13 protein-coding genes are annotated in these 21106 nt (G+C 70.2%); 8 read left to right on the top strand and 5 right to left on the bottom strand.

Annotated features, from left to right (window positions below):
* Positions 1-338: 338 nt before the first annotated feature.
* A complete protein-coding gene (locus BLQ43_RS13675; protein WP_090022355.1) occupies positions 339-1889 on the bottom strand; it encodes a bifunctional aminoglycoside phosphotransferase/ATP-binding protein in 1551 nt (516 codons plus the stop codon).
* 97 nt (positions 1890-1986) lie between these two features.
* On the opposite strand from BLQ43_RS13675, the gene BLQ43_RS13670 reads away from it, so the two are divergent.
* The 7 genes from BLQ43_RS13670 to BLQ43_RS13640 all read left to right on the top strand — a co-directional run bounded on the left by BLQ43_RS13670 (position 1987) and on the right by BLQ43_RS13640 (position 13226).
* Entirely contained in the window at positions 1987-3819 is a 1833-nt protein-coding gene (locus BLQ43_RS13670; protein WP_090022324.1) for an autotransporter assembly complex protein TamA, read from the top strand.
* Positions 3820-3944: 125 nt separating this feature from the next.
* On the top strand, positions 3945-8324 hold the full coding sequence (locus BLQ43_RS13665; protein WP_090022321.1) for a translocation/assembly module TamB domain-containing protein: 4380 nt from the start codon (positions 3945-3947) through the stop codon (positions 8322-8324).
* Positions 8324-8869 carry a DUF2147 domain-containing protein gene (locus BLQ43_RS13660; protein WP_090022316.1) on the top strand — a complete coding sequence of 182 codons (546 nt, stop codon included), beginning with the start codon at positions 8324-8326 and terminating at the stop codon, positions 8867-8869. The genes BLQ43_RS13665 and BLQ43_RS13660 overlap by 1 nt, the downstream gene beginning before the upstream one ends.
* Before the next feature lie 32 nt (positions 8870-8901).
* A complete protein-coding gene (locus BLQ43_RS13655; protein WP_090022312.1) occupies positions 8902-9615 on the top strand; it encodes an aspartate/glutamate racemase family protein in 714 nt (237 codons plus the stop codon).
* Positions 9616-9935: 320 nt separating this feature from the next.
* The gene (gene proX, locus BLQ43_RS13650; RefSeq protein WP_176758693.1) at positions 9936-10952 is read left to right on the top strand and encodes a glycine betaine/L-proline ABC transporter substrate-binding protein ProX; all 1017 of its coding nucleotides are present in this window, start codon (positions 9936-9938) and stop codon (positions 10950-10952) included.
* A 109-nt stretch (positions 10953-11061) separates the two neighbouring features.
* Complete coding sequence (locus BLQ43_RS13645) at positions 11062-12306, top strand: quaternary amine ABC transporter ATP-binding protein (protein WP_090022304.1); 1245 nt, start codon at positions 11062-11064, stop codon at positions 12304-12306.
* A 35-nt stretch (positions 12307-12341) separates the two neighbouring features.
* Positions 12342-13226: an ABC transporter permease gene (locus BLQ43_RS13640; protein WP_090022301.1), complete on the top strand. Its 885-nt coding sequence runs from the start codon at positions 12342-12344 to the stop codon at positions 13224-13226.
* A gap of 7 nt (positions 13227-13233) precedes the next feature.
* Here the strand turns inward: BLQ43_RS13640 and metZ are convergent, their stop codons facing one another.
* From metZ to BLQ43_RS13620, 4 genes are all read right to left on the bottom strand, one after another.
* Positions 13234-14439 carry an O-succinylhomoserine sulfhydrylase gene (gene metZ / locus BLQ43_RS13635; protein WP_090022297.1) on the bottom strand — a complete coding sequence of 402 codons (1206 nt, stop codon included), beginning with the start codon at positions 14437-14439 and terminating at the stop codon, positions 13234-13236.
* Between the two features lie 582 nt (positions 14440-15021).
* Positions 15022-15444: a rhodanese-like domain-containing protein gene (locus tag BLQ43_RS13630; RefSeq protein WP_090022293.1), complete on the bottom strand. Its 423-nt coding sequence runs from the start codon at positions 15442-15444 to the stop codon at positions 15022-15024.
* Positions 15445-15647: 203 nt separating this feature from the next.
* Positions 15648-16601, bottom strand: a complete 954-nt coding sequence (locus BLQ43_RS13625; RefSeq protein WP_090022288.1) for a calcium/sodium antiporter — start codon at positions 16599-16601, stop codon at positions 15648-15650.
* A 101-nt stretch (positions 16602-16702) separates the two neighbouring features.
* Positions 16703-17221 (bottom strand): PAS domain-containing protein, encoded by a 519-nt coding sequence (locus tag BLQ43_RS13620; protein ID WP_176758692.1) that lies wholly within the window; start codon positions 17219-17221, stop codon positions 16703-16705.
* Between the two features lie 210 nt (positions 17222-17431).
* Between BLQ43_RS13620 and BLQ43_RS13615 the strand changes: the two genes are divergently transcribed.
* Positions 17432-20902: a pyruvate carboxylase gene (locus tag BLQ43_RS13615; RefSeq protein WP_090022280.1), complete on the top strand. Its 3471-nt coding sequence runs from the start codon at positions 17432-17434 to the stop codon at positions 20900-20902.
* The last annotated feature ends 204 nt before the right edge of the window (positions 20903-21106 follow it).

Here is a 21106-nt window from a genome sequence, read left to right as displayed (position 1 = left end):
ACCTCCCCGGAACCTTATGAATCCGGGTAGTTTACGCCGTCACGCGCCTCCTGTCGCCACTGCTGTTTGGCCCGCCCGGCCTCGCACACCGGGCGGAAGGTGCAGTCTGCGCACGACCGCGCGGACCAGACGCCGCGTGCGATCAGGTCGCGGCACGCCTCCGGCAGCGATCGCTCCGGCTCTTCCAGGTACGGACTCGTCGCGCGACGTTCCCTCAACATGGCGCGCCGTGTTTCCCTGCGTCGGCTGTCGTGCCGCTCCCGCACAGCCTGTAGGGGAATCACTTAACAATTGGTTACGCAGGCGCCCCGCCTATGGGCTGCACGACTGAATTGTTTTCAAAAGTCGGACGACGCGACGAGTCCCGCGCGCGCCGCCGCCTCGGTTGCGTCGGCATCGCCGCTCGCATCCACCTCGCGCCACGCGGTCGGGCCCTGCGGCGCGGACTGGAGCTGGCCGCGCACGACCTCGGGGGTTGCGTCCGAGGCATCGCCGCTGCGCGCGGCCACACGCTGGCACAGCACCTCGGGATCGCCGGTGAGCCACAGCCCGGCGAAGGGCACGCCCAGGTCCTCCGCGAGCTTGCTGGCGCGCCGCCGGTCCTCGCGGCGCAGGAAGGTGGCCTCGATGACGGCGCTGTGGCCCGTCGCCAGGACGGCGCGCGCCCGCTCCAGCATGCGGTCGTAGGTGCGCGCGTTGGCCCTGCCCTGGTAGGCGGATTCCGGCAGCGGCTCGGTTTCGCCGACACCGAACAGCTTCTTGCGCTCGACGTCGGAGCGCACGACCACCGCCCCCGGCACGGCGCCGACGTCGGGTGCCAGGCGGCGGGCGAGCGTGGTCTTGCCGGTGCCCGACACGCCGCCCACCGCGAGCAAGCGCGGCCCCGGCGGGCGCAGATAGGCGCGGGCGGCCTCGAACAGCCCGCGCAAGCGCGCCCCGTCCGCGTCCGGCGCGGCGGCGCCCACCTTGGCGCGAATGGCGGCGCGCAGGCTCAGGAAGACCGGCAGCGCCGCGAGCGCGCCCAGATCGTCGCGCGCCTCCAGGTAGCGGGTGAGCAGGCGGTTGGCCCAGGGCCGCAGCCCGCGCCGGTCCAGGTCCATGAGCAGGAAAGCCAGATCGTAGCCCACGTCGATGCACGCCAGGCGGTCGCTGAACTCGATGGCATCGAATGGACGCGGCTCGCCGTTCAGCAGCACCACGTTGCCGAGGTGCAGATCGCCGTGACACCGACGAACCAGCCCGCTCGCCGCGCGCCAGTCGAGGCGGCCGGCGACACGCGCGAGCGCGATGCGGGTGTCGCGCGTGAGCGCGTCCACCGCCGTGGGCGCAAACACGCCCGGCTGGGCGCGCAGGTCGGCGTCGTTCTCGCTGACAACGCCGGCGAGCATGGCCGTCCCGCCGCCCGCGACCGGCTCGGCCTCGGCGTGGAAGCGCGCCACCCCCTCGGCGAGCGCGTCGACCGTGGCCGCGTCCAGATCGCCGCGGTTCGCCACGGTGGCGAGCAATTGATCCTCGTCGAAGCGGCGCATGACCACGACCCAGTCCACGACCGTCCCGGCCGCCGGCTCGGCGGGACCGTCCGGCATCAGCTCGCCCAGGCGCAGCACGCCGGTGCTGTCCCGCAGGATCGGGCACACGCCCAGATACAGCTCGGGCGCGGTGCGGCGGTTGCGCGTCAGCTCGGCGGCGCAGGCGGCGCGGCGCTCGGCGAGCGCGGTGAAGTCGACGAAGGCGAAGGCCACCGCCCGCTTGAGCTTGTACGCGCGCTCGCCCACCAGAAAGATGTGCGAGATGTGCGTGCGCCGGTAGGCGACCGGCCCGGATGCGCCGTAGGTGCCTGCGTCGCCCAGAAGAGTCACCACCGGCGTCTGCGCGTCCTCGCTCGACATCGCCGCCGTCTCCGCCACATCATAACCACAAACGCGCGTAGCATGCGCTGTGCATCGCTGAGCGCATACCGTTTCCAATCGCCCGGATCGAGCCCACGTGCCCGTGTGTCGCGCCCTGCTCCGCTTCGCCGCCGCCATCGCCGTCGCCACGGCGCTCCTGCCCGCTCACGCGGCGGCACAGGGTGGCGACGACGGCGAGGCCACTCCGGACGACGGCGAGGCGGTGGCCTACAAGGTGGACATCAAGGGTGTGCCCGAGGACGACCTCAGGGAGCTGCTGCGCGGCGCCTCGCAGCTCGTCGGCCTCAAGGACGACCCGCCCGCCACCGAGGCCGGACTTCGCCGGCGCGCCCGCGACGACGTGGACCGCCTGCGCACGGCCCTGCAATCGCAGAGCTTTTACGGCGCCGAGGTGGCGGTGTCCATCGACACGGCGCCGGACCCGGCGCGGGTCACGCTCGAGGTGGACACCGGCCCCGTCTACCTGCTGGCGGGCGCGGAGATCATCTACACCGAGCCCGTATCGGACCGCGTCACCGTGCCGCGGACCGGGCGGGAGTTGGGCTTGAAGATGGGCCAGCGCGCGCGCTCAGCACCCATCCTGGCGGCGCAGCGCCAACTGCTGACGCGCCTGGAAAACACCGGCTACCCCTTGGCGAAGGTCGCGGACCGCGACGTGATCGTGGACCATGAGCGCACGACGCTGAGCGTGGAATGGCGCATCGACCCCGGCGCCTTCGTGCGCTTCGGCGGCTGGGAGCTGGCGGGCCTGAAAAACGTGGACCCGGATTACATCCGCCGCTTCCGCAAGTGGCAGCCGGGCGAGCCCTTCGACCGGCGCCTTGTGGACAAAACGCGCAAGGCGCTGCGCGAGACTGGGCTGTTCGCCAGCGTCCGGGTTGAGCGCGGCGCGCCCGTGGACGGCCGTTTGCCCCTGACCTTCAAGTTCACCGAAAGCGAGCGCCGCTCCATCGGCTTCAGCGGAAGCTTTTCCACCTCCGAAGGGCCGACCGTGGAGGGCTTCTGGGAACACCGCAACCTGCTGGACCGCGACCAGGACCTGCGCCTGTCGGCGACGGGCGGCTTCATCGAGCAGTCCGTGCAGGCGCGCTTCACGCAGCCCAACTTCCGGCGCATGGACCAGGACCTCTCGCTCAGCAGCGAAGCCCGCCGCCAGGACACCGAAGCGTTCGAGGAAATCGCCTTCACCGGCGCGGCGGACGTGGAACGCCCACTTGCCGGACCGTGGCGGATCTCGGTGGGCACGTCCGGCGAGTTGACCGAAACCGAGGACGCCCAGGGCACGCGCCAGTTCTTCGTGGTCGGCGCGCCCCTGAGCGTCGCCCGCGACACGCGCGAAGACCTCCTCAACCCGACCCAGGGCAGCCGCATCAGCCTGACCACGCAGCCCGTCGTGACGGCCGTTGACGAAACCCAGGCCTTTCTGCGCAACGAAGCGATGGGTGCGGTGTACCGCAGCGTGCTGGGTGACGACCGGCTGGTGCTGGCGGGTCGCGCCCGCTTCGGCTCCATCGTTGCCGGCGAGACGGACGACATCCCGCCCAGCAAGCGCTTCTTCGCCGGCGGCGGCGGCTCGGTACGCGGCTTCGGCTTCCAGGAAATCGGGCCGCTGGACGCGGGCAACGACCCGCTGGGCGGGCGCTCGCTGCTGGAGTTCAGCGCCGAGGCGCGCGTGCGCATCGGCGAGAGCTTCGGCGTCGTGCCCTTCCTCGACGCCGGGCAGGTCTACGACAACCGCTTCCCCAACCTCTTCCGCGACCCCGACCGCGTGTTGCGCTACGGCGCGGGCCTGGGCCTGCGCTATTATACCGCGATCGGGCCGGTGCGGCTGGACGTGGCCGTCCCCCTGAACGACCGTCCGGTGGACGATCCCTTCGAACTCTATATCAGCCTGGGACAGGCCTTTTAGAGCGCGATGAGACAACGCAGACTCAGTCGACGAGCCTCATCGCGCTCTGTGTCATTCCTGTGCGGGCATGATTCAGAGCCCGGATCGTTTTCCGTCCGACCTCATCATGCCCTAGCGTGCCCTCAATGAAACGCGTGCTGCGCATCGCGGCCAAGACCGCGGCGGGAGTGGTCGCCCTCGCCGTCCTGGTGCTCGCCGCCGCCTGGGGCGCCGCCAACACCGACCGCGGCCAGCGCTGGCTCGCCGGCCAGCTTGAAGCCGCCTTGAGCGCGCCCGACGCGCCCGCGAGCGTGCGCGGCCTGCACGGCAGCTTCCCGCAGGACCTGCGGCTCGACCGCCTGGAGCTGGCCGACGGCGACGGTGTGTGGCTGACGGTGACCGACGCGCGCCTCGCCTGGCGGCCACTGGGGCTCTTGAGCGGCCGGCTGGCAGTGGCGACGGTGCGGGCGGAAACGGTCAACCTCGCGCGTCTGCCCGCGAGCGAGCGGCCCGACACCCCGCCCGAGCCCGCGGGCGAGATCAACATGCCGCGCCTGCCGCTTTCCGTGCGCGTGGACACGCTCGAGGTCGGGCGGCTGGACCTGGGCGAGCCCGTTCTCGGGCAGACGGCGAGCTTCACGATCGGGGGCGAAGCGGCGGCCCCCAAGGGCGCGGCGCTGGCCTCGCGGCTGCGCGTGGAACGCCTGGACGCCCCCGGCGGCACGCTCACCGCCGAGGCCAGTTACCAGCCGGGGAGGCGCGCGCTTGACCTGGACGCCGAGCTGCGCGGCGAGAAGGGCGGACTCGCGGCCTCGACCCTCGGCCTGCCGCCGGACGCCGAGGTGCGTGTGCGCCTGAGCGGCGACGGGCCGCTGACCGAGTGGCGCGGCGCGCTGACCGCGCGGCTCGGCGAGACCGCCCGCGCCGAGCTGGACCTCGCGCTGGACGACCTCGATCGCCTCACCGTCCAGGGCCCGGTCGAGCCGGGCGCGCTGGCGCCAGAGCCGGTCCCCGCGCTGCTCGGCGGGCCGGTGGATGTGAGCTTGGCCCTGGCGCGCGCGGGCGACTTGGGCGTGCGCCTGGACGGCAGCACGCTGGCGACGCCGACGAGCAGGCTGGCGCTCGACGGCGTCGTGGACGCGGGCGCGGGCACTTTGGACCTGCGCGGCGAGGCGGCACTGCCCGACCCCGGCCCGGTGAACGCGCTGATCGCCCCGGCGACGCTGCGCGAAGCGCGCGCCACGCTGACGGCCAAGGGGCCGCTGGCGGCACCGGAGCTGACGGTGACCGCCGATGCAGCGGCCGTGGCCACACCGGACGGCGGTGTCGAGGGGCTGCGCGCCGAGGTGAGCTACGCGCCCGACGCCGATCCCATGCGGGGCCGGCTCAGCGGCACGGTGACGGCCGAGCGCGTTATCCCGCCCGACGACCCGGCGCTGGCGCCGTTCGCGGGAAAGCCGGCGGCGGCGGAGCTGGCCGGCACACTCGATCTGGCGGCCAATCGGGTGGATGACGTCACCACCACGCTGGAGGCGGCGGACGCGCGCGTGCGCCTGGACGGCGCCGCGGACCTGGCCGCGGGTATCGCCGACGCGGCGGTCGAGGCGGCGGTGGCGAAGCTCGCCCGCTTCACCGAGGCGCTCGGTTTCCCCGTCGACGGAACGGCAAAGCTGCAAGGTCATCTGCGCGCGGGCGGCGACACACCCGTCTCGGGCACGCTCACCGGCACGCTTACGGGGGCCACGTGGCCGGAAGCCAGCCTGAGGGCGCTGCTCGGCCCCGAGGTGGCGTTGGCGGGAAACATCGCGATGACCGCCGACGGCGGCACGCGCCTGGACGGGCTGCTGGTGGAAGGAGCCAATGCCACGGCGCGCGGGGCCGCTGCGCTGGATGCGTCGGGTGGGTTGGACGGCGAGCTGGCGCTGACGGTTCCCGACATGACCGTTCTCAGTGAGCCGCTGGGCGTCGATCTCACCGGCGACGGGACGCTGGAGGCCGCGCTCACCGGCACGCTGGACGCGCCGACGGCGAGCCTGGACCTCACCGCCACAAACGCCGCCATCGCGGGCACGCCGCTGGGCCAGCTTACCGCGCAAGCCACGCTTCCGAACCCGGCGAACGAGCTGACAGCCGAGCTGGAGCTGGCGGCCGACGCCACCCCCGCCGGGCCGGTCACGGTGGACACGACCATCGCCCTGACCGATCCCGGCCTGCGGCTCACCGGCACCAGGATCGGCGCGGACGGCATCACCGCCACGAGCGAGGCCCTGGCGGTGGCGTTCGACAGCGGCGCGCTGGACGGCACAGTCACGGCCGAAATCGACGGCCTGGGCCCGATGGCGAGCCGCTTCGGCCTCAGGGCACGCGGGAGCGGCACCGTGACCGCCCGCCTCACCCCCGGCAGCCAGAACCTGACGCTCGACGGCGAGATCCGCGGCCTCGCCCTCCCCGAGCAGGACATCCGCGCCCAGCGCGCCAAGCTGGCGGCCGAGCTGGACACCGTCTTCGCCGATCCGAGGGGGCGCGTGCGCCTCGACCTCACGAACGCCCGCAGCGGCGGCGCCACGCTGACCGCCGCCGCCCTCACGGCCACCGGCTCACCGGCCGAGGCCGAGATCGACCTGACCGCCGAGGGCGAGGCGGTCGGGCCCTTCGCGCTCAAGGCCGGTGCGACCCTTCGGCGCGAGGGGGCAGCCAGGGCGGTGGAGCTGACCCGCCTGGACGGGCGCGTGCAGGATGTCGAGGTGGCGCTCGAACGGCCCGCGACGCTGCGCACCGGGCCGGAGGGGCTGCGCGTGCAGAACCTGGCGCTGGCGGTCGGCGGCGGCACGCTGGCGCTCGACCTGACGCAAACCGCCGAGCGCATCGACGCCAGGGCCACGGTGGCGAAGCTGCCGCTGGACCTGGCGCGGCTGGTCATGCCGCAGCCGCGATTGTCGGGCGCGCTGGACGCGGAGCTGACGCTGTCCGGGCCGCTGGCGAACCCCACCGGGAGGCTCAGCCTCAACGGCGAAAACATCCAGCTGCCCGAGGCCGATCTGCCCGCCATGTCGCTCGCCGTCACAAGCGAGGTGGGGGCGGACGCGGTGACGATGGAGGCCAAGCTCAGCGGCCTGAGCGAGCAGCCCTTCGTGGCCAGCGCGCGGCTTCCCATGCGCCTCTCGCTGGCTCCCGTCACCCTCGCCGCCAAGCCCGACGCCCCCATCGACGGCGAGCTGACGTGGTCGGGGGACATGGCGCCGCTCATGCCCTTCGTCCCCGTCTCCGGCCACGCGCTCGCGGGCCGAGGCGAGGTGGAAGCGCGCCTGGGCGGCACCTTCGCCGCCCCCGAGATCGGCGGCCACGCCACGCTGACCGACGCCACCTACGAGAACCTGACCACCGGCACGCTGCTGCGGAAGCTCAACCTCCGCGTCGAGGGCACGGGCGAGGAGATCCGCGTCACCGAGCTGCGCGCGAAGGCCGGCAAGGGAACGGTTTCGGGCAGCGGGCGCGTGTCCTTCCGCGACGCCGGGGCCGACGCGGTTTCCATCCAGATCACGGCGGACAACGCCACCCTGGTGCGGCGCGACGAGCTCACCGCTCGGGGGGATGCCGAGCTGACCGTCGAGGGTAGCCTGACGGACATGCTGCTGTCGGGCACGTTGACGGTCGCGCGCGCGAATGCGCTCATCCCCAAGCGGCTGCCGCCATCGGTGCGGGCGCTGGAGGTCACGCGCGAAATCGGCGGAAGCAACACCGGGGCGGGAGCCGGGGCGCAGCCCAAGGCGGACGCCGACGAGCGGTCGAAGGCCGACGGGGAAACGGCGCCGCCGATGCGCATCGGGCTCGACGTGACCGTGACGATCCCGAACCGCCTGTTCGTGCGCGGCAACGGGCTGGAAACGGAGTGGCAGGGCGAGTTGAACGTGACGGGGACCGCCGACGAACCCATCGTGCGCGGGCAGATCTCGACGGTGCGCGGTCAGGTATCTTTGCTCAACCGCGTGTTCACCATTCAAGAGGGCGTGGTGAGCTTCGACGGCGGCCGCGACATCGATCCCGGCCTGAACGTCCGCGCCGACGCCAGCGGCGAGGACATCACCGCGACGGTGGTGGTGACCGGCTCCGCCTCCGATCCGGAGATCGAGCTGCAATCCACGCCGCCGCTGCCGCAGGACGCCATCCTCTCGCGCCTGCTGTTCGGCAAGGACCCGGCCGACCTCGGCGCCCTGGAGGCCGCGCAGCTGGGCACGGCGCTGGCCCAGCTCACAGGCGGCGGGCTGGCCGGCGGCGGCTTCATGGAGCGCGTGCGCAACCTGATCGGCGTGGACGTGCTGCGCCTCGGCGGGGCGGACGGCGAAACGGCCGTCTCCGCCGGCACCTACCTCAGCCGCGACGTCTTCGTGGGCGTCGAACAGGGCACCACGACTGAAAGCGGCAAGGTGCGGATGGAACTTGGGGTCACCGACAACATATCTGTGGAGAGCAACGTCGACGCCACGGGTGAAACCGACGTCGGCATCCAATTCAAGTGGGACTACTGATGCGACACCTGCTCACCGCCGGGGCCGCCGCGCTGGCCCTCGGCCTGCCGGCCGCCGGTCAGGCCACGCCCGATCCCCAGGGCATCTGGCTGACGGAGAAGGAGCGCGCCGCCGTGAAGCTGGAACCGTGCAGCGACGGCCAGGGAATGTGCGGAACCGTCTGGTGGCTGGAGCCGGACGGCGAGCTGGTCTTCGACAAGCACAATCCCGACCCCGAAAAGCGCAGCCGCCCGATGTGCGGCATGACCGTCCTGTGGGGCTTCGAAAAGGACGGCGGGCGCAAGTGGGAAGACGGCAAGCTCTACAAGCCGGACGAGGGCAAGGTCTACAACGCCTTCTTCAAGCTGAAGGACCCCGACCGCATGAAGGTCAGCGGCTACATCGGCTTCGAGTTTATCTCCAAGTCCCAGACCTGGACACGGACCAGCGCCGACGCGCACCCGAAGTGCGAGACGCCGGACGAGGTGCCGGCGAGCCTCGAGGCCGAGGCCAACGACGACTCCGCGCCCGATCGCTCCCCGGTTCAGGCGCGGGGCGGCAAGTAAGCCACCCGAGCGACTGCAAGGGAACCGCAGGTATGCGCACCCTTGGCCTTCTCGGCGGCATGAGCTGGGAAAGCACGGCCCTGTACTACCGGCGCATCAACGAGTTGGTGCGCGAGCGGTTGGGCGGGCTGCATTCCGCGCCGCTCGTGCTCTGGTCCGTCGATTTCGCCGGGATCGAAGCCCTCCAGGCCGCCGGGGACTGGGATGCCGCCGGGCGGCAGCTCGCCGATTGCGGGCGCCGGGTTGCCGCCGCTGGGGCCGAGGCGCTGGTCCTGTGCACGAACACGATGCACGTCGTCGCCGACCGGGTGGCCGCGGGGTCGGGCCTGCCGCTCATCCACATCGCCGACGCCACAGCGGGCGCCGTCCGCGCGGCGGGCTGCACGCGCCCGCTGTTGCTGGCGACGCGCTACACCATGGAACAGGATTTCTACCTGGGCCGCCTCCGCCGGGAGCACGGCCTGGACGTGCGCGTGCCCGGCGAGGAAGACCGTGAAACCGTTCACCGCGCCATCTTCGACGAGCTGTGTGTGGGCGTGGCGAGCCCGGCCGCCAAAGCCGCCTACCTCGACATCGTCGCCCGCGCCGAGCGCGAGCAGGGCGTGGACAGTGTGATCCTCGGCTGCACCGAGGTCGGCCTGCTGATCGGCGCCGACGACCTCGCCCTGCCCGTTTTCGATTCCGCCGAGCTGCACGTGCGCGCCGCCGTCGATTTTCTGATCCGCGACCACCAGCCGGCCAAATAAAAGGGCCGATCTACGGCTCTCTATCACCAATTCAAAGCGTTTTGAAATCGAATAGAGCGTTGTACTCATCGTAGCTAGCTCTGTCCGGTCAAAATCGCACCGGACTACCACGCCCGAACGGATCGAATGGGTTCCTTCCGTCGAGGCCGCATTTTTGTTCAACGTGGTAATTTTTGTTCGAAATTCCGCGTGGTATCCCGGAACAAGATTATTCACAGGAGACGGACCGTATATCGCCCGCTCAACATACGGTTCGAGGGAGGCTGAGAATGAGCGCGTTGTTCCGTTCACGTCTACGCCCGACCCCTTTGAAGGGACTGATGACCGCCCTGTGTGCCGGCGCTTTCCTGGCCCTTGGCGCCGGCGCCGCGCAGGCCGCGCAGCAGGAACCCGGCAAGGGCACCACCGTGCAGCCCGGCGTCGCCACCTGGTCGTCCGCCGTGCCGGTGAGTTGGGTCTACGTCGAGTTGCTCGAGCGGCTCGGGTACGACGTGCAGACCCCGACTTCGCTGTCCAACCCGGTGGCCTATCTGGCCCTTCGGGAAGGCGACATCGACTACTTCCCCAACGGCTGGTTCCCACTGCACAACCCGCAGCTTCCCGAGAACTTCGAGGAGAGCGCGACCGTCTTCGATCCGCTCTGCCCGAATTGCGGCGTCCAGGGCTACCTGATCGACAAGGCCTCGGCCGAAGAATACGGCATCGAGAGCATCGGCGACATCTTGGAGAACGAGGAAGCCCGGCAGGCGTTCAACCACGGCGGCGACGACCGCATCGAGCTGTACGGCTGCCCGCCCGGCTGGGGCTGCCACGAGGGCATCAACGAGATGCTCAGCAAGTTCGAGATGGCGGACGAGATCCATCACGTCCAGGCAGGCTACGCCGCCAACTTCGCCGAGGCGCTGTCGCAGATCCAGAACGACAAGTCGGCGCTGTACTACACCTGGGCGCCGAGCGCATGGATCCAGAAGCTCAAGCCGGGTGAAGAGGTCGTTTGGATCAACGCTCCCGGCATCGTCTCCAGCGAGGACGAGCGCGCGAGCGGCGTCCCAGGCGCCGTCACGGACCCGATCGAAATGGGCTTCGTCGCCGCCGACATCCAGGTCGCCGCCAACAAGAGCTTCCTGAAGAACAATCCGGCCGCCCGGAAGCTGTTCAGCCAGGTCGAGATCCCGCTCGACTGGATCAGCAAGATCGACGCCAAGAAGAGCGACGAGGACTTGACCGACCAGGAGATCCGTCCGCTGGCCGAGCAGTGGATCGAGGAGAATTCCGAGAAGGTTTCCACCTGGCTGGAGCGGGCCCGCGTCGCGGCGACCCAGGCCGCGGAAAAGTAAGGGCGAGACGAAAGCCCGGCCGCGGGCGGCGTTTTCTCACGCCGTCCGCGGCGCCGCGGGGCCGCCGCCCCGTCACGGCCGTGTCAGCCATCGGGCGCCGGGAGGCAGCGTGATACGCGTGGAAAACCTCACCAAGATCTTCGGCCCGGATGCGGCCTCCGTCCTGCCCGCGGTCGAGGAAGGCAAGACCAAGAGCGAGATCCAGTCGGAAACCGGGCATATCGTCGGCGTCAACAACGCCAATTTCGAACTCGCGGCCGGGCAGGTCTTCGCCATCATGGGCCTGTCGGGCAGCGGCAAATCCACCCTGATCCGCTGCATCAACCGCCTGATCGAACCCACCGCCGGCAAGATCTATCTCGACGACCCCGACCAGGGAGAACGCGACATCACCGCCATGTCCATGCCGGAGCTGCGCGAACTGCGCGCGAACCACATGAGCATGGTGTTCCAGCGTTTCGCCCTCTTCCCCCACCGCACCGTGCTGGAAAACACCGTCTACGGCCTGGAAATCCAGGGCCGCCCGTGGAAGGAAAGTGCGGACACCGGCCGCAAGATGCTGGAGATGGTGGGCCTGGCGGAGTGGGCGGAGGCCTATCCCAGCGAGCTTTCCGGCGGCATGCAGCAGCGCGTCGGCCTCGCCCGCGCGCTGGCGACCGAAGCCAAGATCATGCTGATGGACGAGCCGTTTTCGGCGCTCGACCCGCTGATCCGCGTCCACATGCAGCAGGAACTGCTCAAAATCCAGGAACGCTTGGCGCGCACGATCCTCTTCATCACCCACGACCTGGACGAGGCGATGTACATCGGCGACCGCATCGCGATCATGGATGCGGGCAAGATCGTGCAGATCGGCACGCCGGAGGAAATCCTCACCAACCCGCGCACGGAATACGTGGCCCGCTTCGTCGAGCACGCGGACCCCACGAACGTCATCACCGCGCGCACGATCATGCTGCCCTTCGACGGCGGCTGGTTCGAAACCGTGGACTCGGGCGGCGACGGCCGGTGGCTCGCCCGGCGCGGCCAGCCCCACGTCACCTACCACCTCTCCGCGTCGGGCGGGTTCGCGGGCATGGCGGTCGAGGGCGAAGCCGCCACGGTGCGGTCCCTGAACGAGGTTCTGGACGAGATCGAGAAGAGCGGCACGCAGGGCCGTCGGCGGCACGACGTGGCGCTGTCGTGTGCGCCGGACACCGTGCTCGGCGACCTGCTGCGCGGGCGCACCTACGCCACGCTGCCGGCGGTGGTGATCGACGGCGACGGCACCGCCCGGGGCGTGATCGACGAAACCGAACTCATCGGCGGCATCCTGGAAAAGCGCGGCACGGCGGGTGCCGCCGGCGCGGCCTGACCGCATCGGGCCCGAAAACGGGCGGGGGACACGCCATGACACTCGAGGCAGTGACCGAGGCGGTGCCGCCGCTGGCCAGCGTCTTCGACGTGGTCGACATCCCCGCGCGGCAGTATGCCGCCGCGCTGGTGGACTGGATCGTCAACACCTTCCAGGGCGTCTTCCGCAGCTACCTCAGCCCACCCGTGCGCGCCGTGCTGACGGCCGTGCAGTGGGTGCTGCAGACCATTCCGTCCCTGGTTCTCATCCTGCTGTTCGGGCTCGCGGGCTGGCGGCTCGCCTCGTGGAAGGTCGGAGTGTTCGCGGTGATCGCACTGGTCGCGATCGGCCTCGTTGGCATCTGGGATCAGTTCATCCTGACGCTGTCGCTGATCGTGACGGCGGTGGTGTTCTCCACGATCATCGGGCTGCCGCTGGGCATCGTGTCCTCGCGCAGCGACGGCTTCTTCAACGCCATCCGCCCGATCCTCGACATCATGCAGACGACGCCGCCCTTCGTGTATCTGGTGCCGGCGGTGATGCTGTTCGGGATCGGCAACGTGCCGGGGCTGATCGCCACGATCGTCTTCGGCATGCCCCCCATCATCCGCCTGACCAACCTGGGCATCCGGCAGGTGAACGAGGAATACGTCGAAGCCGGGCTCGCCTTCGGCTCCTCGCCGCGGCAGCTGCTGTGGAAGATCCAGTTCCCGCTGGCGATCCCCACCATCATGGCCGGGCTGAACCAGACCATCATGCTGTCGCTGTCGATGGTGGTGATCGCCGCCATCATCGGCGCGGGCGGCCTGGGGCTGGACGTCTACCAGGGCCTGCAGCGCCTCAACATCGGGCAGGCCTTCGTCGGCGGCGTTGGCATTGTCCTGCTGGCGATGGTGCTCGACCGCATCACCCAGGCGCTGGGCGGCCCGCGGCGGCGATAGCGCGATTTCACCCCGCCGCGTTTTCCAGCGCCCGGCCCAGGTCGGCCTTGAGGTCTTCGACGTCCTCCAGCCCCACGGAGACGCGCACCAGCCCGTCGGTGATGCCCATGTCCGCGCGCTCGTCGGCGGGGATGCGCTGGTGCGTCGTCGTCGCCGGGTGGGTGATGAGCGTCTTGGAATCGCCGAGGTTGTTGGAGATGTCGATGACGTCGAGCGCGTTCAGCACCTTGAAGGCGTGCGCCTTGCCGCCCGCGAGCTCGAACGCCACCAGCGTGCCGCCCCGGTCCATCTGCCGGCGCGCGAGCTGTGCCGACTCGCTCTCCCCGCGCGTGGGGTAGCGCACGCGCGTCACGCCCGGCTGTTCGGCCAGGAAGTCGGCGAGCGCCTCGGCATTGGCGCACATGCGCTCCAGCCGCAGGGTCAGCGTTTCCAGGCCCTTCACCAGCAGCCACGCGTTGAAGGGGCTGAGCGAAGGGCCGGTGTGGCGGAGGAAGGGTTGCAGGGTGTCGGCGACGAAGCTTTCGCTGCCGAGCACCGCGCCGCCCAGCGAGCGCCCCTGCCCGTCGATGTGCTTCGTGGCGGAGTAGATCACCACGTCCGCGCCCCATTCCAGCGGGCGCTGGAGCACCGGCGTGGCGAAGACGTTGTCCACCACCACGCTCGCCCCGGCCTCGCGCGCCAGGCCGCAGACGTGGGCCAGGTCCACCACGTCCAGCGTCGGGTTCCCCGGCGTTTCCAGAAACACGACGTTGGTGGGCTTGCTGAGCGCGCGCTCCCAGCCGTCGCGGTCGTCGGCGTCGACCAGCTCGTAGTCGATGCCGAAGCGCGGCAGGATGGTGGTGATGATGTACTGGCACGAGCCGAAGAGCACGCGCGAGGCCACCACGCGGTCGCCCTGCTTGAGCTGGCACATCAGCGCGGCGAAGACGGCCGCCATGCCGCTGGAGGTGGCCATGCACGCGCCCGCGCCTTCGAGCTGGCGCAGGCGCTCCTCGAACATCGACACCGTGGGGTTGGCGTAGCGCGAATAGACGTAGCGCTTGTGCTCGCCCTTGAACGCGGCCTCGGCCTCCTCCGCGCTTTCGTAGACGTAGCCGGAGGACATGTAGATGGCCTCGGCCGTCTCCTGGAACTGGCTGCGCCGCAGCCCGCCCCGGATCAGCTTCGTCTGGGCCGTCCAATCATCGTGGTCGTGCGCACCGTCGTCCGTCATCGCCGCCTCGCCTGCGCGTGCCTCTAAGGAAGTGGTTCCTTACGTGGCCGCGCATCGTGACCGCGACGCCCGCTGGGTCAAGGAAGCTGTCGGCGATTTGATCGCCGCTGTCAGGAGATGGCGGCAGTAACCGCCCGCGCATGAGGGCGGACGGCACGCAGCCACCGCCACCCGTCATTGCCCGGTTCATGCCACCGGACTTGATCCGGTGGCATGAGCGCGGTGATGACGGTGGGTGGGGAAGTCGAGGTGCAGGCGGCTGCCCCAGCCGTCATCGGCCGCGGACCACCGGATGGGCGCCGTCGCATGGCCGGGCAACCCGGCGCGGGGCCGATGCCACGCTATGCTGCGACGGGGCATTGCCGCTGTCGCGGGGACGCCGCAGGCGGGCCTACGGCCAATCCGCCCTAAGGTGCGGACTGCGACCGTCCCCAAGACTGACGCAAGCGCCTGATCTTCTCGGGCGTCCACCAGCTAATCGCTGCATGCATCTTGGCGTCTCACGCCAGGACGAGACCGTGGCGGGCGGTCGCGTTGTGTCTGCATGCATCGCCTGACTGAAGCGATTAAACGAGCTTTCGTTTAATCCTGCGTCCACGGCAAGCCGCGCACTTTCCAGCCGTTCGTGGTGCCGCGGTGGCCGTGGGTGTCTTTGTCGCCTTCGAAGCCTTCGGCGATGTTGTAGCAGCAGCGGTAGCCGGCCTCGGTGAGGGCCTGGGCGGCGGCGGCGGAGCGCTGGCCGGAGCGGCACAGCAGCGCGAGGGTGTGGTCGGGGGTCACGCCCTCGGCTTCCAGCTCCTGGCGGAAGACGGGGTTCACCTGCATCTCGGGGAAGACCTTCCACTGCACCGTGACCACGCGCTTGCCCAGGTCGGCGAGATCGGGCGTGCCGACGTACTTCCACTCGGCGTTGGTGCGCACGTCCACCAGGACGGCGTTCGGGTCCTCGGCCAGCAGGTTCCAGGTCTGCTCAGGGTCGATGTCGCCGGCGTAGCCCTCGGCCATCGCCTCGTCCTCTCGCGGTTGCATGCGCGCCGACGGTAGGCCGTGCGCGCGGTCACGCCAAGAGGGCCGCGTCACCTCGCGTCAGATGGGCCTGGGGTCGGACTTGAGAGACCCATGCGGTTCCGCGTGACCCCGGTGTCGAGTGATGAATGGGATTGACAGCCCACCGGCTCGCGCGCCTTCGGCGCGCAAACTGCCACAGTTTACGTAATGGCGCTGTAGGGCGAAAACAGCAGCGCCACGTAGCCGGCGTAAGCGAGCAACAGCACCACGCCTTCCGAGCGCGCGAGGCGGTGGCCGGTGATGAGCATCCCGATCAGCAGCACCGAGACGGCCAGCATCAGCCAGAGGTCGAGGCGCAGGAAGGCGGGGGCGATCTGGACGGGCACGATGGCGGCCGTCAGCCCCAGCATGCCGAAGACGTTGAAGACGTTGGAGCCGAGCGCGTTGCCCAGCGCCACGTCGGGGTGGCGACGGATGGCGGCGACGATGGCGGTCGCCAGCTCGGGCAGCGAGGTGCCGATCGCCACGAGGGTCACGCCGATCACGGCCTCGGAAATCCCGGCGCGCGTTGCGATGGCGCTGGCCCCGTCCACCAGCAGGCGCGAGCCGCCCACCAGCCCGGCGATGCCGACGAGGGTGAAGGCGATCCCCACCGGCAGGTAGCGCCGCGCCAGGCCGCCGTCGTCGGTCGCGTGTTCGGGCGGGGCCTCGCCGCGCCGCTCGGTGCGGTAGCAGTGGCCGATGAACCCGGCGAGCGCGACCACCATCGCCAGCCCGAGCGCGCGCGTGATCTCGCCATACAATCCCAGCGCCACGAAGACCGCGCTGGCGGCCACCATGGCCACGCCGTCGCGCCGGATCACGGCCCAGCGGCTGAGCACGGGCTGGATCACCGCCGCCGTGCCCAGGATGAGCATGAGGTTGGCGACGTTGCTGCCCAGGATGTTGCCGACCGTGATGGCGTGATGGCCGGTCAGCGCGGCCTGGAGCGTGACGAGGAACTCCGGGGCGGAGGTGCCGAAGCCCACGATCACCAGCCCGGTGAAGAGCGGCGACACACCCGCCCGGCGCGCCAGCCCGACGGCGCCGCGCACGACGCTCTCGCCGCCGAGGAACAGCAGCACGAGGCCGCTCACGACGTAGATGTAATCCATGCAGACCGTCGAGCCGCTACCCGGTTGGGAAAACCGCCCCGGCAATACGCGGGCGCACCCCGGTTGAGCAAGCCCGTCGGCGCGTCGCCCCGCCCCCGGCGTCAGCGCCAGAGGCGCCCCTCGCCGTCGTAGATGCGGGTGGCGGCAAGCAACTGGGTGACGCGCACGCGCTCCGACCCGGCGATGGGAAGCAGCAGCCGCTGGAAGCGCAGGGCGGCGCCGGGCGCACGCCAGCGCATGTGGCCGTCGCGGAAGACGGGGCGGCAGCGGCCCCGGCAGGTGCGCGCGTCCTCCCACTCCGGCTCGCTTTCGGGGATGTCCGGCAACGCCTCCACCAGCGTCAGGCCGGTGGGCTCGAAGCCGAAGACGTCGCGGTGGTGGGCGCCCGCCACGCGGATGCGGAAGCCGCCGTCGCGCAGGCAGTCCAGCAGCATCACACCGGGCAGCAGGCGGGGGAAATCCACCGGATCGATTTCCGCGCGCGAGGGCAGCGCGTCGCGCTCCAGATGCGCGAACCACAGCCGTGCCAGATGGTTCAGCTGATCGTCCGCGTGCGGCGGCACGCCGTCCGGGTCGGCAATGACGGTGGCGAAGTCTTCAGCGCTGTGCACCGCGTCCACTCGGCAACCATCCCGCGAATCCGTCGAGCGCTCCGCGCGCAGAATGCATTCGCGGGACGGTCTGTCAAAGCTGGTTCGCTTTCCCTACCGCATGCGAATCAGCTATGACAGCCTACATCTTGCGAGGTCCTTGCAGGGCCGATTTTTTCCACGCATCGCCCGACGTGGCGACCCACCCACATCAGCCAGCGGAACGAGGCCGAACGACGAATGGCGCGCCGCACGTCGCACGGACTCCGGCCCTGCCGGAAACTGCTTGTCGCCAACCGCAGCGAAATCGCCATCCGCGTGTTCCGGGCGGCGAACGAGCTGGGCATCCGCACCGTCGCCGTCTACTCGCACGAGGACCGCTTCGCGCTCCACCGCTTCAAGGCGGACGAAAGCTACCTCGTGGGTGAGGGCAAGGAACCCATCAACGCCTACCTGGACATCGAGGACATTCTGCGTGTGGCGCACGAAGCCGGCGTGGACGCCATCCACCCCGGCTACGGCTTCCTGTCCGAGAACCCCTACTTCGCGCGGCGCTGCGCGGAAAACGGCATCACCTTCATCGGCCCGCGCCCGGAGACGATGGAGCAACTGGGCTCCAAGATGCAGGCGCGCCACATCGCGGAGGACGCGGGCACGCCCACGATGCCGGCCTCCAGCGCCCTGCCGCGCGACGACGACGAATGCCGGCGCATCGCCGAGGAGATCGGCTTCCCCGTCATGCTCAAGGCGAGCTGGGGCGGGGGCGGCCGCGGCATGCGCGTCGTGGAATCGGCGGACGACCTGCCCGAGCAGCTCGGCGCGGCGCGGCGTGAATCCCTGGCGGCCTTCGGCAGCGACGAGATCTTCTTCGAGAAGCTGGTGCGCCGCGCGCGGCACCTGGAAGTGCAGATCATGGGCGACGAGCACGGCAACGTCGTCCACCTCTACGAGCGCGACTGCTCCCTCCAGCGCCGCCACCAGAAGGTCGTGGAGCGCGCCCCGGCGCCGCAGCTGGACCCGCAGGTGCGCGACGGGCTCTGCCGCGCGGCGGCGCGGCTGGCGGAGGCCGTGGGCTACGTCAACGCGGGCACGGTCGAGTTCCTCTACGACGTCGACGAGCAGCGCTACTACTTCATCGAGGTCAACCCGCGCATCCAGGTCGAGCACACTGTTACCGAGGAGGTCACGGGCGTCGATCTGGTAAAGGGGCAGATCCAGATCGCCTCGGGCGCCGAGATCGGCAGCAGCGAGTCCGGTGTGCCGCGCCAGCGCGACATCGTGCTCGACGGCCACGCGCTGCAGTGCCGGATCACGACCGAGGACCCGCAGAACAAGTTCATCCCGGACTACGGCCAGATCGCCGCCTACCGCGGGGCGACCGGCTTCGGCATCCGCCTGGACGGCGGCACGGCCTTCTCCGGCGCGGTGATCACGCCCTTCTACGATTCCCTGCTGGAAAAGGTCACGGCCTGGGCGCCCACGGCGGACGAGTGCGCGGCGCGCATGGTGCGTGCCCTGCGCGAGTTCCGCATCCGCGGCGTGGCGACGAACCTGCGCTTTCTGGAAAGCCTGATCTGCCACCCGACCTTCCGCACCGGCGTCATCACCACGCGCTTCATCGACGAGACGCCGGAGCTGTTCGACTTCCCCGCGCGCCGCGACCGCGCCACGCGCCTGCTGACCTTCCTGGGCGACGTGATCGTCAACGGCAATCCGGAAGTGGCCGGGCGCACCTGGCCCGACTCCTGCCCCGCCGCGCGCAAGCCCGCGCTGCCCGACATCGACCCGCCGGCGGGCAGCAAGCAGGTGCTGGACGAGCGCGGGCCGGACGGCCTGGCGCAGTGGATGCTCGACCAGAAGCGCCTGCTGGTGACCGACACCACGATGCGCGACGCCCATCAGTCGCTGCTGGCCACACGCTTCCGCACGCACGACCTGGAGGCTGTGGCGCCGCACTACGCCCGGCGCCTGCCGGAGATGTTCTCCATGGAATGCTGGGGTGGGGCGACCTTCGACGTCGCCTACCGCTTCCTCAAGGAGGACCCCTGGGAGCGCCTCGCCCATCTGCGCCAGCAGATGCCCAACCTGCTGCTGCAGATGCTGCTGCGCGGGGCGAACGGCGTCGGCTACAAGAACTACCCCGACAACGTCGTGCGCTTCTTCATCCAGCAGTCGGCGAACGCGGGCATCGACGTCTTCCGCGTGTTCGACTCCCTGAACTGGGTGGAGAACATGCGCGTGGCGATGGACGAGGTCCGCAACACCGGCAAGGTGTGCGAGGCCGCCATCTGCTACGCGGGCGACCTCTCCGACCCGCACGAGGAGAAGTACGACCTCAAGTACTACGTCGCCATGGCGAAGGAGCTTGAGGCCGCGGGCGCGCACATCCTCGGCATCAAGGACATGGCCGGGCTGTGCAAGCCGGAGGCGGCGCGCAAGCTCGTCGCCACGCTCAAGCAGGAGATCGGCATCCCGATCCACTTCCACACCCACGACACCAGCGGCATCGCCGCCGCCAGCGTGCTCGCCGCCAGCGACGCGGGCGTGGACGCCGCCGACGCCGCCATGGACGCCATGAGCGGGCTGACCTCGCAGCCCAACCTGGGCTCGATCGCCGAGGCCCTGCGCTACGGCGAGCGCGACACCGGCCTGGAGTCCGAGGCCATCCGCGAAACCTCGACCTACTGGCGCGGGGTGCGCAAGTACTACCGGCCCTTCGAGCCGGAGATCCGCTCTGGGGCCAGCGAGGTCTACCAGCACGGCATGCCCGGCGGGCAGTACACCAACCTCTTCCAGCAGGCGCGCTCGATGGGGCTGGAGGCGCGCTGGCCCGAGATCGCGCGCACCTACGCCCAGGTGAACGAGCTGTTCGGCAACATCGTGAAGGTGACGCCCAGCTCCAAGGTCGTGGGCGACATGGCGCTCTTCATGGTCTCCAACGACCTCACGCCCGAGGCCGTGGTCGATCCCAACCGCCCGATCGACTTCCCGGAATCGGTCGTGCAGTTCTTCCGCGGCGACATCGGCCAGCCATACGGCGGCTTCCCCAAGCAGCTCCAGCAGAAGGTGCTCAAGGGGGAGCAGCCGCTCACCGAGCGCCCCGGCGCGGTGCTGGCGCCGGTGGACCTGGAGGCCGAGCGCACCGAGGCCGAGAAGAAGACGAAGCGCGAGATCGGGGATCAGTGGCTCGCCAGCTACCTGATGTATCCTTCCGTGTTCGTGGACTATCTCAAGCACCGGCGGCAGTACGGCAACGTCTCGGTCGTGCCCACCCCGGCCTTCTTCTACGGCCCGAACGTGAACGAGGAGATCAACGTCGACATCGAGCCCGGCAAGCGCCTGATCGTGAACTATCTGGCCGCCAGCCAGCCGGACGAGGAAGGCAAGCGCACCATCTTCTTCGAGCTCAACGGCCAGCCGCGCACGGTGGCGGTGCAGGACCGCGCGATCGCGGCCACGGGACGGGCGCACCGCAAGGCGGACGAGAGCGAGCCGGGCCAGGTGGGCGCGCCCATGCCGGGCATGCTCATCTCGGTGTCGGTGCAGAAGGGTGACACCGTCGAGGCCGGCGACCGCCTGTTCACGATCGAGGCGATGAAGATGGAAACCGCCGTCTACGCCGAAACCGGCGGCACGGTGAGCCACATCGAACTCGGCGCCGGCACGCGCGTCGAGCAGCACGACCTCGTGCTGGAGCTGGATACCGGGTAAATTCACCCAAGGCCCCAGCCTTGGGTGTAAAATTTACCCGTACACCAGAACCAGAGCCCAAGCGGTCGTGGCGGCCTGACCGCGCCGCCACCGACGACCTCGATGCGCCCCGCCGGCCCGCGCCGGCGGGGCGTTTTTGCTCCCACGCGCAGATTCACGCACGAGCGAACGGATCATCCAATGATCCGTTCTACGGCGATCTGC

Origin of the sequence: Limimonas halophila (assembly GCF_900100655.1) — a bacterium.
Taxonomy (GTDB): domain Bacteria; phylum Pseudomonadota; class Alphaproteobacteria; order Kiloniellales; family Rhodovibrionaceae; genus Limimonas; species Limimonas halophila.
Note: the sequence above shows the minus strand (reverse complement) of the source record. Positions and strands in the feature narration are given on the sequence as shown.